Here is a 16338-nt window from a genome sequence, read left to right on the forward strand (position 1 = left end):
GGGAGTCCCCATCCCCCCAAAGTGAAACTTCGGGCCCAACAAGGAGAGCAGGGAACCCAGATGGCGGAGCTCACGATCCGGCCGGAGGAGATCCGGGACGCGCTGGAGAACTTTGTCCAGTCGTACAAGCCGGACGCGGCCTCGCGCGAGGAGGTCGGTACGGTCACCCTTGCCGGCGACGGCATCGCGAAGGTCGAGGGCCTCCCCTCGGCCATGGCCAACGAACTGCTGAAGTTCGAGGACGGCACCCTCGGCCTCGCGCTCAACCTGGAAGAGCGCGAGATCGGCGCCGTCGTCCTCGGTGAGTTCAGCGGTATCGAGGAGGGCCAGCCGGTCACCCGCACCGGCGAGGTGCTGTCCGTGGCCGTCGGCGAGGGCTACCTCGGCCGTGTCGTCGACCCGCTCGGCAACCCGATCGACGGCCTCGGCGAGATCGAGACGTCCGGCCGCCGTGCCCTGGAGCTGCAGGCTCCGGGTGTCATGGCCCGTAAGTCGGTGCACGAGCCGATGGAGACCGGCTACAAGGCCGTCGACGCGATGACCCCGATCGGCCGTGGTCAGCGTCAGCTGATCATCGGTGACCGCCAGACCGGCAAGACCGCCCTGGCCGTCGACACGATCATCAACCAGCGTGACAACTGGCGCTCCGGTGACGTGAACAAGCAGGTCCGCTGCGTCTACGTCGCCATCGGTCAGAAGGGCTCGACCATCGCCTCCGTGCGTGGCGCCCTCGAAGAGGCCGGCGCGCTGGAGTACACGACCATCGTCGCCGCCCCGGCGTCCGACCCGGCCGGCTTCAAGTACCTGGCGCCGTACACCGGCTCGGCCATCGGTCAGCAGTGGATGTACGAGGGCAAGCACGTCCTCATCATCTTCGACGACCTGTCGAAGCAGGCCGACGCCTACCGCGCCGTGTCGCTGCTGCTGCGCCGCCCGCCGGGCCGCGAGGCCTACCCGGGCGACGTCTTCTACCTGCACTCCCGTCTGCTGGAGCGCTGCGCGAAGCTCTCCGACGACCTGGGCGCCGGCTCGATGACCGGTCTGCCGATCGTCGAGACGAAGGCCAACGACGTCTCGGCGTTCATCCCGACCAACGTCATCTCCATCACCGACGGCCAGTGCTTCCTGGAGTCCGACCTGTTCAACGCCGGCCAGCGTCCGGCCCTGAACGTCGGTATCTCGGTCTCCCGCGTCGGCGGCTCCGCCCAGCACAAGGCGATGCGCCAGGTGTCCGGCCGGCTCCGCCTCGACCTCGCCCAGTACCGTGAGCTGGAGGCCTTCGCCGCCTTCGGTTCCGACCTGGACGCCGCGTCGAAGTCGCAGCTGGAGCGTGGTCAGCGACTGGTCGAGCTGCTCAAGCAGCCGCAGTACCAGCCGATGCCGACCGAGGACCAGGTCGTCTCCGTGTGGGCCGGTACCACCGGCAAGATGGACGACGTTCCGGTCGCCGACATCCGCCGCTTCGAGAAGGAGCTCCTGGAGCACCTGCACCGCAAGGAGCAGGGCCTCATGACCTCCATCAAGGAGGGCGCGAAGATGTCGGACGACACCCTCATCGCTGTTGCCGACGCGATCGCCGAGTTCAAGAAGCAGTTCGAGACCTCGGACGGCAAGCTTCTCGGCGAGGACGCCCCGGCCGCGGCCAAGTGACGTAAGGAAGGGACCTGACTCATGGGAGCCCAGCTCCGGGTCTACAAGCGTCGCATCCGATCCGTCACCGCGACCAAGAAGATCACCAAGGCGATGGAGATGATCGCCGCCTCGCGTGTCGTCAAGGCGCAGCGCAAGGTGGCGGCCTCCTCGCCCTACGCGGCCGAGCTCACCCGCGCGGTCACGGCGGTCGGCACCGGCTCGAACACGAAGCACCCGCTGACCACGCAGGCCGAGACGGTCGTGCGGTCCGCGGTGCTGCTCCTGACGAGCGACCGAGGTCTCGCGGGCGCCTTCAACTCCAACGCCATCAAGGCCGCGGAGCAGCTGACGGCGCGCCTCGAGGCCGAGGGCAAGCAGGTCGACACGTACATCGTCGGCCGGCGCGGTCTGGCCCACTACCACTTCCGTGAGCGCACGGTCGCGGGGTCGTGGACGGGCTTCACCGACGAGCCGACGTACGCGGACGCCAAGAAGGTCGCGGGTCCGCTGATCGAGGCGATCGAGAAGGACACGGCCGAGGGCGGCGTGGACGAACTCCACATCGTCTTCACCGAGTTCGTCTCGATGATGACGCAGACGGCGCTCGATGACCGTCTGCTGCCGCTCAGCCTCGACGAGGTTGCCAAGGAGTCGGCGCCGAAGGGCGAGATCCTTCCGCTGTACGACTTCGAGCCCTCGGCGGAGGACGTCCTCGACGCCCTTCTGCCGCGGTATGTGGAGAGCCGCGTCTACAACGCTCTCCTCCAGTCGGCAGCCTCGAAGCACGCCGCCACGCGGCGCGCGATGAAGTCGGCGACCGACAACGCAGGAGAGCTCATCGAGACGCTCTCCCGCCTTGCCAACGCGGCCCGCCAGGCCGAAATCACCCAGGAAATCAGCGAGATCGTCGGTGGCTCCGCAGCCCTGGCCGACGCGACCGCGGGGAGTGACAGGTAATGACGACGACAGTTGAGACGGCCGTTGCCACGGGCCGCGTCGCCCGGGTCATCGGCCCGGTCGTCGACGTGGAATTCCCCGTCGACGCCATGCCGGAGATCTACAACGCCCTTCACGTCGAGGTGGCCGACCCGGCCCTCGCCGGCGAGAAGAAGACGCTGACCCTGGAGGTCGCCCAGCACCTGGGTGACGGCCTGGTCCGCACGATCTCGATGCAGCCCACCGACGGTCTGGTCCGCCAGGCCGTGGTCACCGACACCGGCACGGGCATCACCGTCCCGGTCGGCGACTTCACCAAGGGCAAGGTGTTCAACACCCTCGGTGAGGTGCTGAACGTCGACGAGCAGTACGAGGGCGAGCGCTGGTCCATCCACCGCAAGGCCCCGCGCTTCGACGAGCTCGAGTCGAAGACCGAGATGTTCGAGACCGGCGTCAAGGTCATCGACCTTCTCACCCCGTACGTCAAGGGTGGAAAGATCGGTCTGTTCGGCGGTGCCGGCGTCGGCAAGACGGTGCTCATCCAGGAGATGATCTACCGCGTCGCCAACAACCACGACGGTGTCTCCGTGTTCGCCGGTGTCGGCGAGCGCACCCGTGAGGGCAACGACCTCATCGAGGAGATGGCCGACTCGGGCGTCATCGACAAGACCGCCCTGGTCTTCGGTCAGATGGACGAGCCCCCGGGCACCCGTCTGCGCGTGGCCCTGGCCGGTCTGACCATGGCGGAGTACTTCCGCGATGTGCAGAAGCAGGACGTGCTGTTCTTCATCGACAACATCTTCCGCTTCACCCAGGCCGGTTCCGAGGTCTCGACCCTGCTCGGCCGGATGCCCTCCGCGGTGGGATACCAGCCGAACCTGGCCGACGAGATGGGTCTCCTCCAGGAGCGCATCACCTCGACCCGTGGTCACTCGATCACCTCGATGCAGGCGATCTACGTCCCCGCGGACGACCTGACCGACCCGGCCCCGGCCACCACCTTCGCCCACCTCGACGCGACGACGGTTCTGTCCCGTCCGATCTCCGAGAAGGGCATCTACCCGGCCGTGGACCCGCTGGACTCCACGTCCCGGATCCTGGACCCCCGCTACATCGCGGCGGACCACTACAACACCGCCATGCGCGTCAAGACGGTGCTGCAGAAGTACAAGGACCTCCAGGACATCATCGCGATCCTCGGTATCGACGAGCTGGGCGAGGAGGACAAGCTCACCGTCCACCGCGCCCGTCGCGTGGAGCGCTTCCTGTCCCAGAACACCCACGTCGCCAAGCAGTTCACCGGCGTCGACGGGTCGGACGTCCCGCTGGACGAGTCGATCGTGGCCTTCAACGCGATCATCGACGGCGAGTACGACCACTTCCCGGAGCAGGCGTTCTTCCTGTGCGGTGGCATCGAGGACCTCAAGGCCAACGCCAAGGAGCTGGGCGTCTCCTGAACTCCCTGAGTTCGAAGTGAGCCCTTCGGCTCACGTCTGAGGGGGCGGGTGCGTCCCGCCCCCTCTTTCACGCCCATTAGACTTGTAACCAACACCCGGCAGAACCCGCCGGGTGGTGACCCGAGGAGCCACCTTGGCTGCTGAGCTGCACGTCGCGCTGGTCGCGGCCGACCGAGAGGTCTGGTCCGGCGAGGCCACCCTGGTCGTCGCGCGCACCACGTCCGGCGACATCGGCGTCATGCCCGGTCACCAGCCGCTGCTCGGTGTGCTGGAGTCGGGCCCGGTGACCATCCGTACGAGTGATGGTGGAACGGTCGTCGCCGCGGTGCACGGCGGTTTCATCTCGTTCGCGGACAACAAGCTGTCGCTGCTGGCCGAGATCGCCGAGCTGTCGGACGAGATCGATGTCCAGCGCGTGGAGCGGGAGCTCGAGCGCGCGAAGGCGGAGGGCGACGCCGCCGCCGAGCGTCGCGCGGATGTTCGACTGCGTGCGGCGGCGACGCGCTAACCCGCGCGAGCCTGCATGACGTCACTCAGCCGCGGTCGGCTCCGGAGCAATCCGGAGCCGGTCGCGGCTGAGGCAGATATGGATGTTTTTTCCGTTCCGTTACCTATTTTCGGTACCTAGGAGACGAGGAGGTCGGTGTCGATGGTCCTCGCTCTGACTGTGTGCGGAATCGTCGTGGCCCTGGTGGCGCTGGGGCTGTTCGTCTTCGGCCTGCGCCGCAGACTCATCCAGCGCTCCGGGGGCACCTTCGACTGTTCCCTGCGCTGGGACGTGCCCGAGAAACCGGACACCAGCGGAAAAGGCTGGAGCTACGGCGTCGCCCGCTACAACGGCGACCGCATCGAGTGGTACCGCGTCTTCTCCTACGCCTACCGCCCGCGCCGCGTCCTGGAGCGCGGCTCGATCGAGGTGGCGGGCCGCCGCCTCCCCGAGGGCGAGGAGGAGCTGGCCCTGCTGTCCGACGCGGTGATCCTCGTCTGTGTGCACCAGGGCACGCGCCTCGAACTCGCGATGAGCGAAGACGCGCTGACCGGTTTCCTCGCGTGGCTGGAGGCAGCCCCGCCCGGTCAGCGCGTCAACGTCGCTTAATTCGCCGAACTGTCTTACGACAGTCCGCTGTTGATGGCGCTCACCAGCTCGCCGTTGCTGGTGTCACCGCTGAACTCCCAGAAGAACGCGCCGCCCAGGCCTTGGTTCTTGGCCCAGGTCATCTTGCCGGCGATGGTGGCCGGGGTGTCGTAGGACCACCAGTTGCTGCCGCACTTCGCGTACGCCGTGCCCGCGATGGTTCCGGTGGCCGGGCAGGACGTCTTGAGGACCTTGTAGTCCTCGATGCCCTGCTCGTACGTACCCGCCGCCGCGCCCGTGGCCGTGCCGCCCGGGGCGTCCTGGGTGACGCCGGTCCAGCCGCGGCCGTAGAAGCCGATGCCGATGAGCAGCTTGCTCGCGGGGACGCCCTTCGCCTTGAACTTGGCCATCGCGTCGGCCGTGGTGAACCCGGCCGTCGGGATGCCGCTGTACGAGGTGAGCGGGGAGTGCGGGGCCGTCGGGCCCTGCGCCGCCCAGGCGCCGAAGAAGTCGTACGTCATCACGTTGTACCAGTCCACATAGGCCGCGGCGCCCGCGTAGTCGGCCGCGTCGATCTTGCCGCCGGCGGAGCCGTCGGCGGTGGTGGCCGCGGTGACCAGGTTGCCCGTGCCGAACTTGGCGCGCAGGGCCTGCATCAGGTTCTTGTAGGCCGCCGCCCCGGACGTGTCGCAGGACAGGCCGCAGGCGTTCGGGTACTCCCAGTCGATGTCGATGCCGTCGAAGACGTCGGCCCAGCGCGGGTCCTCGACCAGGTTGTAGCAGGACTGCGCGAACGCGGCCGGGTTGGCGGCGGCCTGGGCGAAGCCGCCGGACCAGGTCCAGCCGCCGAAGGACCACAGCACCTTGATGTTCGGGTACTTGGCCTTCAGCTGACGCAGCTGGTTGAAGTTGCCGCGCAGTGGCTGGTCCCAGGTGTCGGCGACGCCGCTGACCGACTGGTCGGCGGTGAACGCCTTGTCGTAGTCGGCGTAGGAGTCGCCGATCGCGCACTGACCGCCCGTGACGTTGCCGAAGGCGTAGTTGATGTGTGTGATCTTCGCGGCCGAGCCGGACGTCACCAGGTTCTTGACCTGGTAGTTGCGGCCGTAGATGCCCCACTCGGTGAAGTAGCCGAGCTTGACCTTGGCACCGGTGGTCGGGGGATTGGTGCCGCCGCCGGTGGTGTGCACGGCGACCGCTCCGCTGACCGGTCCGGTCTGGTCGACGGTGTCCCGGGCCTGGACGGTGTAGGAGTAGTCGGTGCCGGCGGTGAGACCGGTGTCGGTGTACGAGGTCGTCGTCACCGTGGCGACCTTGGCGCCGCCGCGCAGGACGTCGTAGTTCTTGACGCCCTTGTCGTCGGTGGCGGCGGACCAGGTCAGCTTCACCGAGGTGTCGGTGATCGCCGAGGCGGTGGGGGTGCCCGGGGCGGAGGGGGAGGCGTCGCCGGGGACCGTCGTGCCGTCGCAACTGTCGCCGTTGAGCCGACAGTTGGACGGGGAGCCGGAGCCCGCGCCGTTGAAGCCGAAGGAGACCGAGGCGCCGGCGGCTATCGAGCCGTTGTACGACTTGTTCTTGGCGGTCCAGTGGGTGCCGGAGGAGGTGACGTCGGCGTCCCAGGCGGAGGTGACGGACGTGCCGGAGGGGAAGTCCCACTCGATCGTCCAGGAGCTGATGGCGGTGGTGCCGGTGTTCTTCACCGTCCACCTGCCCTCGAAGCCGGTGCCCCAGTCCGAGGCCTTGGTGTAGGTGGCGGTGGCGGTCGTGGCGGCCTCGGCGGGGCTTGCGAGGCCTACCGCGCCGGCCAGCGGGAGCAACAGGGAGGCGAACCCTGCCGCGACTCGGTGTCTGAAGCGCATCCTGCGCCTCCTAGGGGAGTCGGGGGGCGCGACTGAGCCTTCACGCCCACAGTGCCGCGAGAATAGAAAGGTCTGGACCACCGGTCAAGAGGTCTGGACCAGTCCCGCCCTTTAAACCTCCAGATCACCTCTGGATCCCCAACTCCTGTGCCAATACGGCCGCTTGAACCCGGCTGCGCAGCTCCAGCTTTCCCAGCAACCGACTCACATGCGTCTTCACCGTCGCCTCCGCCATGTCCAGCCGCTCGGCGATCCCCGCGTTGGACAGCCCCTCGCCGAGACAGACCAGCACCTGGCGCTCGCGCCGGGTGAGCGAGTCGAGGACGGCCGGATCCGCGGCCGGCGCCCGGACCGGCTTGGCGGCGAACTCGGCGATCAGACGGCGCGTCACGGCCGGGGCGATCAGCCCCTCCCCGCCCGCCACGGTACGGATCGCCGTGAGCAGATCCCGTGCCTCCGTGTTCTTCAGCAGGAACCCGGCCGCACCCGCCCGCAGCGCCCCGAACACATACTCGTCGAGGTCGAAGGTGGTCAGCACCAGAACGTCCGCAAGGCCCTCCTCGACGATCATCCGGGTCGCCGACACCCCGTCGAGACGCGGCATCTGAATGTCCATCAGCACCAGATCCGGCCTCGACTCCCTGGCCAGCGCCACCGCCTGCTCCCCGTCCGCGGCCTCCCCGATCACCTCGATGTCGGGCGCACTGCCCAGGATCAGCACCAGTCCGGCGCGGACGGCGGACTGGTCCTCGGCAACCAGCACTCGGATCATGTCAGCTCTCCTCGGACGGGGGTTCGGTCAGCGGCAGCGCGGCGCGCACGGTCCACGACTCGCCGTCGGGCCCGGCCGCGAAGGTGCCGCCCAGCAGCGCCGCACGCTCGCGCATCCCCACCAGACCGGCCCCGGAGCCGGGTGCGCGCGGCCCGTCCCGGTGGCCGTACGGGCTGCTCACCCGTACGTCGAGCACCCCGTCGCGCCGGGCGAGGCGCACCGTCACCCGGCCGGGGCAGGCGTGCTTGAGGGCATTGGTCAGCGACTCCTGGACGATCCGGTACGCGGCGAGCTCGACGGGCGTCGGCACCGGGCCGTGGTCGTCGTCCGGCCCGTCGTCCGACCCGTCCTCCAGCCCCACGTCGAGACCGTTGGCGCGGGCCCCGTCGACCAGGGCGGCGAGGCCGTCCAGGGTCGGGATCGCGGCGGGCTCCTTGTCCCCGCCGCCGTCGCGCAGGATTCCGATCAGCCGCCGCATCTCCGCGAGCCCCTCGACGCTGTTCTCCCGGATGGTCTTCAGCGCCTGTCGGGAGGTCGCGGGATCGTCGATGGACAGCGCGGCCGTGGAGTGGATGGCGATCGCGGACAGATGGTTGGCGACCATGTCGTGCAGCTCCCGGGCCATCCGCGCCCGTTCGGACGTCACGGCCTGGGCGCGGTCCATCTCGGCGAGCAGCGCCGTCTGTTCGGCGCGCAGCCGGGCGGCCTCGGCGGCGTCGCGGTGGTTGCGCACGATCCAGCCGGTGGCGGCGGGCGCGTAGGCGACGACGCCGACGACCACGCCGATCAGCAGCGCCTCGGGCGTGCGCCACACCGCGAACGGCACCAGCGTCCCGGCCACCGTGAGCAGGCCGGTGATCCACTGGATGCGACGGGCCGAGGCGAGCGGGCCGTACAGGACGGCCGCGTACATCACGTCGGTGAACATCAGGACGGTGGCCAGGCTGCCCTGGGTCAGCACGTCCGCGCCGACCGCGACCGTGCCGGTCAGCAGGGCCGCGCGCGGGGCCGTCCGGCGCAGCAGCTCGCAGCCGGACAGCACGACGAGCGGCACGAGGGCCGGCCAGGGGCCGTCGAACAGCGTGATCGGGTCCTTGGCGGGCCGGGTGCTCAGGCCGACGGCCGCCAGCAGCAGTCCGCCGAGCAGCCCGCCGACGGCGATGTACACGTCGAAGCGGTGCGGGCGGGGCAGGCGGCGCAGCTCTCGGACAGCCATGTCCTCCATCCAACACGCCCCGCGCCCCTGCCGCCTGCTCCCCACGGACGGTCCCGAACTGCATCTTTCGATGTACGGCGACCTCGTCAGCGACGACGACGAAACCGTCGGCCCGCGACGGGAGCCTGGGAGGGTGAGCGAGAGGAGCGAACCGTGATCGTCGCACTGATCATCGCCTGCGAGGCGGCCTTCTGGGTGCTGCTGGCCGCGGGACTGGCCTTCCGGTACGTGTTCCGGATGCCGCGGCTGGGGCTGGCCCTGCTGCTGTGCGAGCCGCTGCTGGAGGTCGTGCTGTTCACCGTGACCGCGATCGACCTCAAGAACGGCGCCGAGCCGGACTGGCGGCACGGCCTGGCCGCCGTCTACATCGGCTTCACCGTGGGCCTCGGCCACTCCACCGTCAAGTGGGCCGACGCCCGGGTCGCCCACCGCTTCGCCGGCGGCCCGCCGCCGGTGCGGCCGCCGAAGTACGGCACGGCCCGCGCCGTCCACGAGTGGAAGGTCGCGGGCCGCTGGGTCGTCGCCGCGCTGGTCGCCATGGCCCTGCTCCAGGCGGCCGTCTGGTACGTCGGCGGCGACGGCGACATCGGCTCGCTGCGGGCCTGGCAGCAGCGGATGCTGTGGGTGATCGGCATCAACGTCGTCATCGCCGGCAGCTACACCCTCTTCCCGAAGGAGCGCCCTGCGGCCGACCCGGACCCGGAGGCGGAACGGGAACAGGCCAAGATGCCCTAACGTTCGCCGCCCGGTACCCAGAGGACGTCGCCGGCTGCCTTGTTGGCTGTGCGGGCCAGGATGAAGAGCAGGTCCGAGAGGCGGTTGAGATACGTCGCGGTGAGCGGGTTCATCCGCTCGCCGTGCGCCTCCAGCGCGGCCCAGGTGGAGCGCTCGGCCCGGCGGACGACGGTGCAGGCCTGGTGGAGCAGGGCCGCACCCGGGGTGCCGCCGGGCAGGATGAAGGACCGCAGCTTCTCCAACTGCTCGTTGAAGTGGTCGCAGTCCGCCTCCAACCGGTCGACATAGAACTGTTCCACCCTCAGGGGCGGGAACTCCGGGTTCTCCACCACCGGCGTCGACAGGTCCGCGCCCACGTCGAACAGGTCGTTCTGGACGCGGATGAGGACCTTGACGAGCTCCTCGTCGAGCCCGCCCAGCGCGAGCGCCGTGCCGATGACCGCGTTCGCCTCGTTGGCGTCGGCGTAGGCGGCGATCCTGAGATCGGTCTTGGCGACCCTGCTCATGTCGCCGAGAGCGGTGGTGCCCTGGTCGCCGGTCCTGGTGTAGATACGCGTCAGATTGACCATGCGGCCAATCTAGACCGTCCGAGCGGCCCCACCAATCGGTGGGAACAGGCCTGAATCGGACAGGAATTGACGACGTGACCGGCGTCTCACCCCCTGAGACGTGAAACGCGTTACTAACCGGTCACACAGCGCCTCCCGACCGCTAATCTCCCGCCGAGAGGCACACGGACAGGCGCACGGACAGACGGACGGGCAGACGGACGGACAGACAGCCGGTCGGGCGACCGGAGCGGCTGCGCCGGATGGTTGACGCCGGTGACATCGGACGCGTGAGCGGGCAGGGCTTCTACAGGCATCGAAACCGCACAGGCCGCACGGGCCTCACTCCTGCGGGTGAATTCGGTATCGGTTCGCTCACAGACGGCAACCTATGACCGCTTCGTGCAGTCAGAGGATGCAACACCGGACAACCACACCGCGGAGCACGAGACGCACGCTTAGGGGAGCGCTATGTACATCAGGGGCGACCACGTCGAGCTGGTCGTCGGGGGCCGTCTCGACGTCCGCAGCGCGGCGGACGCCCGTACGGCCCTCCACACGGCCGTCGACGACGGAGTCGGCGACCTGGTGCTCGACCTGTCCGAACTGGACTCATGGGACGCCACCGGTCTCGGCGTCATCATGGGCGTCCACCGGCGGGCCGGCCGCTGCGGCCGACGGCTGGTGCTGCGCGGCGTGCCTCCGCAGATGCAACGCCTGCTGGTGGCCACCCGGCTGCACCGGATCCTCGCGATCGAGGGCGGCATCGGAGTGGAGTCCCTGCCCCGGGTGTGACCGTGGACAGGGTGTGGCCTGCGGCGGAAAACGTGCGACGGGTGCAATCCTCACGAGACTGTGACGCTTCGGGCGGCGCGGCACCCCGGGCTGTCGTAGATACTGTGCGAAGGTTTACGGTTCGTCTGCCCGCCGCCCTCAGCCCTCGAGCGGGCACCGGACCAGACGCGACAGCGCAGTGTGCAGCAAGGCCGGGAGGGGCACCGCCACACGACGCTTTTGGGGGGCTTGAGCCATGGACCCGAACACCCAGGGGCCCGAGGAGTACGACCGTGACGACGACGGCGGTACGCCGCGTCCGCGCCCGTCCAGGGACCCCCTGACACCCGACTTCGGCCAGCACGCGCCGGCCCAGGCCCGCACGGTGCGGCTCGTCGCCGGCGAACACCTGCTCACGGTCAACCCGGTCGACGGCAGCGAGATAGAACTCTGCCCGCCCACCCAGCGGGCCGAGCGGCCCGCCAAGCGCACCGCCGAGCAGCGGGCCGAGGCCGAGCGCGCCGCCCGGCCGCCCGCCCCCGCCGGATCCGCCCGGCCCGCACAGCCCCTCCAGGGCCGTCAGGACGAACGCGAACAGCTGGTCCGGCTGCTCGCCCGCGGCCGCTCCGTCCGGCTCACCGGGGCCCCCGGCTCCGGCCGCACCAGCCTCCTCGACCTGGTCGCCGAGGACTGCGAGGACCTCGCCCCCGAGGGCGTGGTCCGCCTCAGCGGCCTCGGCCGCACCGCCGCCGACCTGCTGCACGAGCTCTTCCACGCCGTCTTCGACGCCCCCCTCCACCGCCCGGACGAAGACGACCTGCGCGCCCTCGTCCGCGAGATCGGCGCGGTCGTCGTCATCGACGACCTCGACCTCGGCGGCGCCGCCCTGGACGAACTGCTGGACGCGACGCCCGAGTGCGCCTTCCTGCTCGGCGCGACCCCGGACACCCCGCTGCCCACCGCGGACTCCGCCGTCGAGGAGGTCGTCCTCACCGGCCTCGACCGGGCGGGCGGCGTCGAGGTCATCGAGCACGCCGTCGGCCGCGTCCTCACCGAGGAGGAGGCCAACTGGGCCGGCGACCTCTGGTTCGAGTCCGAGGGCCTGCCGCTCCGGTTCGTCCAGGCCGGCGCCCTGCTCTCGCAGCGCGACCGGCTGCGGGCCGGCGCGGACGCCGTCGACGCGTTCGGCGTCTTCGAGGACGCCCGGCCCTTCGTCGCGCCCGCCGACGCCGACCTCGTCGCCGGGGCCGGCGAGGCCGAGGAGATACCCCTGCCCTCGCTCGGCGAGGCCGCCGCGCCCGCCCCGCTGCTCGCCGCCCGGCTCAGCGCCTGCGCCCGCGCCGCCCTGCGCTTCGCCGTCGCCCTCGGCGGCGAGGTCCCGCACCAGGCCCACCTGCCCGCCCTGGTCGGCGACACCCACGCCGACGCGGCCCTCGGCGAACTGACCGCCTGCGGACTCGTCTCCCCGGTCGGCACCCGCTACCGGCTCGCCGCGGGCGTCCAGACCCAGCTGGAGGCCGCCGGATACGCCGACGACCGCGCGGCCCGCGCCCACGCCGCCGCCCAGCACTACACCTGGTGGGCCGGACACCCCTCGGTCACCCCCGAGCGGGTGTGCGCGGAGGCCGACGCCGTGCTCGCCGCCCTCATCGCGGTCGTCCCCACCACCACCCGGCCCGACGAGGGCGAGGAGTCCACCCCCGTTCAGCTGGCCCGCACCGCCGCGCCCGCCTTCGCCGCCGGCCTGCACTGGAGCGCCTGGGAGAGCAGCCTGCACGAGGGCGCCGAAGCCGCCCGGCTCGCCGGGGAGTCCGCCGACCGCGCCTACTTCCACCACGAGCTCGGCGTTCTCGCCCTGTGCGTCGGCGAACTCGACCGGGCCCGCTCGGAGCTCGAGGCCTCCCTCGCCCTGCGCTCCACCATCGCCGACAAGCGCGGCACCGTCGCCGGCCGCCGCGCCCTCGCCCTGGTCTCCGACCGCTCCGGCGACGTGCCCGGCCCGGCCGCGGCGACCGCCGGCGAGGAGGTGCCCGACGCCCGCCACGAGGAGTCGGCGTCCCCGCCCCGCGGCATCCAGGCGGCCCTTCCGACCTACCCGCCGGACGCCGAGACCGTCGTCCACCGCTCCGCGCCCCCGTCGACGCCCGCCAGGCACAGCCGGGGCGGCCTGAAGCACCTGGCCAAGCGCAACCTCGTCGCGGCCGGCGCGGGCGCCCTGCTCGTCGCCGTCCTCGGCACGGTGGTGGGGCTCGGCGCGACGTCCAACAACGACGCCAACGACCCCTCCAACCAGGTCAGCGTCAACCCGTCCGCCAGCACCGGCCCGGACGACGGCGGCCTGGACTCCGACACCCCGGGCGACGACACCGGCTCCTCCGGCGACACGGGCACGGCCACCAGCAGACCGACGGACCCGGGCCCGGACGGCACGATGGGGACGTCGGACGATCCGACGCCCACGGAGGAGACGGAGCCGTCGTCGGGGGCGAGCAGCTCGCACAGCTCGGGCAACGGCGGGTCTTCCGGCTCGCCCAAGCCGTCGTCGTCGGGCTCGAGTTCCGGGTCGCCGTCGCCGTCGCCGTCCTCGTCCAGCAGCGGAACAGGATCGACGTCGCCTTCGCCGTCCGGATCTGCCACGACCAGCCCGTCCCCGTCGGTCGGCACCAGCCCGCCCATCTCGAACTCGGCCAGCAGCTCGATGTCGTCGTCGCCCGCCGGCTCGATCAGCTCCGCCGAGAGCAGTGCCTCGCCGGATCAGGTGATCTGAGCGCCTCCGGGCAGCGCCGAGGGCCGGGTTCCCGTCAGGGGAGCCCGGCCCTCGGTGGGTGCAGGGGTCAGAACAGCCGCAGCTTGTCGTCCTCGATGCCGCGCATCGCGTTGTAGTCCAGGACCTGGCAGCCGATGCCGCGGTCCGTGGCGAGCACGCGGGCCTGCGGCTTGATCTCCTGGGCCGCGAACACCCCGCGGACCGGCGCGAGATGCGGGTCGCGGTTCAACAGCTCCAGATAGCGGGTGAGTTGCTCGACCCCGTCGATCTCGCCGCGCCGCTTGATCTCCACCGCGACGGTCTGACCCTCCGCGTCCCGGCACAGGATGTCCACCGGGCCGATGGCGGTCATGTACTCGCGGCGGATGAGGGTGTAGCCCTCGCCGAGGGTCTCGATGCGGTCCGCGAGCAGCTCTTGGAGGTGCGCTTCCACGCCGTCCTTGATCAGGCCCGGATCGACGCCCAGTTCGTGCGACGAGTCGTGGAGGATCTCCTCCATCGTGATGATGAGCTTCTCGCCGCCTTTGTTGACGACGGTCCAGACGCCTTCTTCGTCGCCCGTGCCCTCCTTCAGCGTGCAGGGCGGCGACATCCAGTTCAGGGGCTTGTAGGCCCGGTCGTCCGCATGGATCGAGACGCTGCCGTCCGCCTTCACCAGAATGAGACGGGGGGCGGAGGGGAGGTGGGCGGTGAGCCGGCCGGCGTAGTCGACGGAGCACCGGGCGATGACGAGACGCATGGGGCGCAACGCTATCCGACCCGCACGCGCGTACGCGATTCGCCCTGGAAAAAGATCGTTCGACAGTGGCCGATTGTGTGCCACATAGGGGTTCCCTATGTGCCCATTCTCCTGGTGCGGTCACGGTCCGTTGCCTACCGTAGTGAACGGGAGGTCGCGATGCGTGTACTCAGCGTGTGCGGTGTTTCGGCATGCGGACTCCCTTTCCCTGTCCGGCAACCCCTGTTGTTCCGGGGGTGCGAGAGGAGTACCCATGTCGCTCGACGTCTCACCGGCGCTACTCGAACAGGCCGAGCGAGGCGAGGTCGACGAAGCAGAATTCGTCGACTGCGTCCGGACCTCCCTGCCCTATGCATGGGAGATGGTCAGCTCCCTGGTGGCCCAGCTGAAGGTGGACGGCGGAGACTTCGCCGACAACCAGACGCCCCCGCCGGACGAGCAGGCGCGCGGCCAGTTGCTGCGTGCGCTCGCGAGTGACGCGATACGCGGCGCGCTGCAGCGGCACTTCGGTGTGCGGCTGGCCTTCCAGAACTGCCACCGGGTGGCGGTGTTCCCGTTGGACTCGGCTGTCGACGAGAAGCTCACCCGGTTCACCTCGCTCCGCAGTCAGGTACTGAACCAGTCCCCGGAATTCCGGGACTGCTGAGGTACCCGTGTGAACCTGTTGCTTGCCGCTCCTGACGCGGGAGGTGCCATCAGTACGGGAGCGGCAAGCTTCGCGGTCGGCTGGGCCGCTCACCCGAGGTGGGGGAGCACCTCAGCGCCCAGCCGCCGTACGTTCTCCTCCGTGGCCGCCAGGTCGCCGGAGCCCTCGACGAGCAGGGCGAAACGCGAGATGCCGGTCCGTTCGCTGGTCGCCGCGAGGCGGTCGACGCACAGTCGCGGGGTGCCCACCGGATGCAGCCCGCAGAGCAGTTCGGTGTACGCCACCGGGTCCCGCATACCGCGGGCCCGGCCGTCGACCGTGACATGCGCGTCGAGCCCCTGCCGCAGCCAGCCCGGCATCGCCTTCACCAGCGTCTCCACCGCGTCCGTACGCCGGTCCGCGATCTGGCAGACGCCTGCCGAGACATGCGCCACACTCCGGATCTCGTCCCCGGACCGCCCGGCCGCGCGCGCGTACTGGCGCCACAGGGCGACCATCTCGGCCTTCTCCTCGTCCCCCACGTGCATGCCGAGGAGCATCGGCAGCCCGCGCTCGGCGGCCAGCCGCACGCTCCCCGGCGAGGTGCAGGCCACGACGACCTCCGGCCCGCCGACGTCCGTCAGCGCCTCCGACGGCCTTGGCACGACGGCGACTTCACGGAACCGGAAACGCTCGCCGTCGGACCCCACGGAGGGCTCGCGCAGCCAGCGCACCAGCAGATCGAGTGATTCCGGGAACCCCTGCTCGTACGCCTCCAGACCTGAGCCGAACACCTCCAGGTCGACCCACGGTCCGCCGCGCCCCACGCCCAGCGAGAAGCGGCCGCCGCTCGTCAGGTGCAGCAGTGCGGCCTGTTCGCCGAGGGCGACGGGATGGACGGTGGGCAGCACGCTGACCGCCGTGCCGACCCGGATACGGCGGGTGCGGCCCAGCAGCAGAGCGGCGAGCGTCACTGCCGACGGGCATGTGCCGTACGGCACGAAGTGGTGCTCGGCCAGCCAGACCGAGTCGAGACCCGCCTCCTCGGCCACCTCGGCCGAGCGGACCGCACGGTGCAGTGCCTCGCCCTGACCCTGGCCGGGAAACTGGGCTCCCAACACGAAACTTCCAACGCGCATGGACTTTCCTGCTTCCTTGGCTCCGACACGGAGCTCCCCCACCCGGCATAACCGTCTGACACGT

The 16338-nt window shown here is 70.4% G+C and carries 15 protein-coding genes; 9 read left to right on the top strand and 6 right to left on the bottom strand.

What is annotated here, in order from left to right:
• Positions 1-60: 60 nt before the first annotated feature.
• From atpA to ABZ725_RS04805, 5 genes are all read left to right on the top strand, one after another.
• The gene (atpA, locus tag ABZ725_RS04785) at positions 61-1650 is read left to right on the top strand and encodes a F0F1 ATP synthase subunit alpha (RefSeq protein WP_351913283.1); all 1590 of its coding nucleotides are present in this window, start codon (positions 61-63) and stop codon (positions 1648-1650) included.
• Positions 1651-1671: 21 nt separating this feature from the next.
• Positions 1672-2589: a F0F1 ATP synthase subunit gamma gene (locus tag ABZ725_RS04790; RefSeq protein WP_351913281.1), complete on the top strand. Its 918-nt coding sequence runs from the start codon at positions 1672-1674 to the stop codon at positions 2587-2589.
• Positions 2589-4025: a F0F1 ATP synthase subunit beta gene (atpD, locus tag ABZ725_RS04795; RefSeq protein WP_351913279.1), complete on the top strand. Its 1437-nt coding sequence runs from the start codon at positions 2589-2591 to the stop codon at positions 4023-4025. The genes ABZ725_RS04790 and atpD overlap by 1 nt, the downstream gene beginning before the upstream one ends.
• Positions 4026-4158: 133 nt before the next feature.
• The gene (locus tag ABZ725_RS04800; RefSeq protein ID WP_079659511.1) at positions 4159-4533 is read left to right on the top strand and encodes a F0F1 ATP synthase subunit epsilon; all 375 of its coding nucleotides are present in this window, start codon (positions 4159-4161) and stop codon (positions 4531-4533) included.
• A 141-nt stretch (positions 4534-4674) separates the two neighbouring features.
• Complete coding sequence (locus ABZ725_RS04805; RefSeq protein ID WP_351913277.1) at positions 4675-5121, top strand: DUF2550 domain-containing protein; 447 nt, start codon at positions 4675-4677, stop codon at positions 5119-5121.
• A gap of 14 nt (positions 5122-5135) precedes the next feature.
• Here ABZ725_RS04805 and ABZ725_RS04810 read toward each other — a convergent pair whose 3' ends face one another.
• The 3 genes from ABZ725_RS04810 to ABZ725_RS04820 form a co-directional block, all read right to left on the bottom strand.
• Positions 5136-6959 (bottom strand): glycoside hydrolase family 18 chitinase, encoded by a 1824-nt coding sequence (locus ABZ725_RS04810; protein ID WP_358801295.1) that lies wholly within the window; start codon positions 6957-6959, stop codon positions 5136-5138.
• A gap of 124 nt (positions 6960-7083) precedes the next feature.
• Positions 7084-7731 (bottom strand): response regulator transcription factor, encoded by a 648-nt coding sequence (locus tag ABZ725_RS04815; protein ID WP_358801296.1) that lies wholly within the window; start codon positions 7729-7731, stop codon positions 7084-7086.
• A gap of 1 nt (position 7732) precedes the next feature.
• The gene (locus ABZ725_RS04820) at positions 7733-8947 is read right to left on the bottom strand and encodes a histidine kinase (protein ID WP_358801297.1); all 1215 of its coding nucleotides are present in this window, start codon (positions 8945-8947) and stop codon (positions 7733-7735) included.
• A 153-nt stretch (positions 8948-9100) separates the two neighbouring features.
• Between ABZ725_RS04820 and ABZ725_RS04825 the strand changes: the two genes are divergently transcribed.
• A complete protein-coding gene (locus tag ABZ725_RS04825) occupies positions 9101-9682 on the top strand; it encodes a hypothetical protein (protein WP_358801298.1) in 582 nt (193 codons plus the stop codon).
• On the opposite strand, the gene ABZ725_RS04830 is transcribed toward ABZ725_RS04825, so the two are convergent.
• A complete protein-coding gene (locus tag ABZ725_RS04830) occupies positions 9679-10251 on the bottom strand; it encodes a cob(I)yrinic acid a,c-diamide adenosyltransferase (RefSeq protein ID WP_351913267.1) in 573 nt (190 codons plus the stop codon). The two genes, ABZ725_RS04825 and ABZ725_RS04830, sit on opposite strands and share 4 nt — an antisense overlap.
• Positions 10252-10701: 450 nt before the next feature.
• On the opposite strand from ABZ725_RS04830, the gene ABZ725_RS04835 reads away from it, so the two are divergent.
• Both ABZ725_RS04835 and ABZ725_RS04840 read left to right on the top strand, forming a co-directional pair.
• Positions 10702-11025, top strand: coding sequence for an STAS domain-containing protein (locus ABZ725_RS04835; protein WP_358801299.1), 324 nt, complete (start codon positions 10702-10704; stop codon positions 11023-11025).
• Between the two features lie 235 nt (positions 11026-11260).
• Positions 11261-13771: an ATP-binding protein gene (locus ABZ725_RS04840; protein WP_358801300.1), complete on the top strand. Its 2511-nt coding sequence runs from the start codon at positions 11261-11263 to the stop codon at positions 13769-13771.
• Between the two features lie 67 nt (positions 13772-13838).
• On the opposite strand, the gene nucS is transcribed toward ABZ725_RS04840, so the two are convergent.
• Positions 13839-14510 carry an endonuclease NucS gene (gene nucS / locus ABZ725_RS04845; protein ID WP_327185120.1) on the bottom strand — a complete coding sequence of 224 codons (672 nt, stop codon included), beginning with the start codon at positions 14508-14510 and terminating at the stop codon, positions 13839-13841.
• Positions 14511-14763: 253 nt separating this feature from the next.
• On the opposite strand from nucS, the gene ABZ725_RS04850 reads away from it, so the two are divergent.
• A complete protein-coding gene (locus ABZ725_RS04850) occupies positions 14764-15156 on the top strand; it encodes an SCO5389 family protein (protein ID WP_358801301.1) in 393 nt (130 codons plus the stop codon).
• A gap of 89 nt (positions 15157-15245) precedes the next feature.
• On the opposite strand, the gene ABZ725_RS04855 is transcribed toward ABZ725_RS04850, so the two are convergent.
• Complete coding sequence (locus tag ABZ725_RS04855) at positions 15246-16274, bottom strand: LLM class flavin-dependent oxidoreductase (RefSeq protein WP_358801302.1); 1029 nt, start codon at positions 16272-16274, stop codon at positions 15246-15248.
• Positions 16275-16338 lie beyond the last annotated feature (64 nt).

It is taken from the genome of Streptomyces sp. NPDC006872, from assembly GCF_040635845.1.
Classification (GTDB): Bacteria; Actinomycetota; Actinomycetes; order Streptomycetales; family Streptomycetaceae; genus Streptomyces.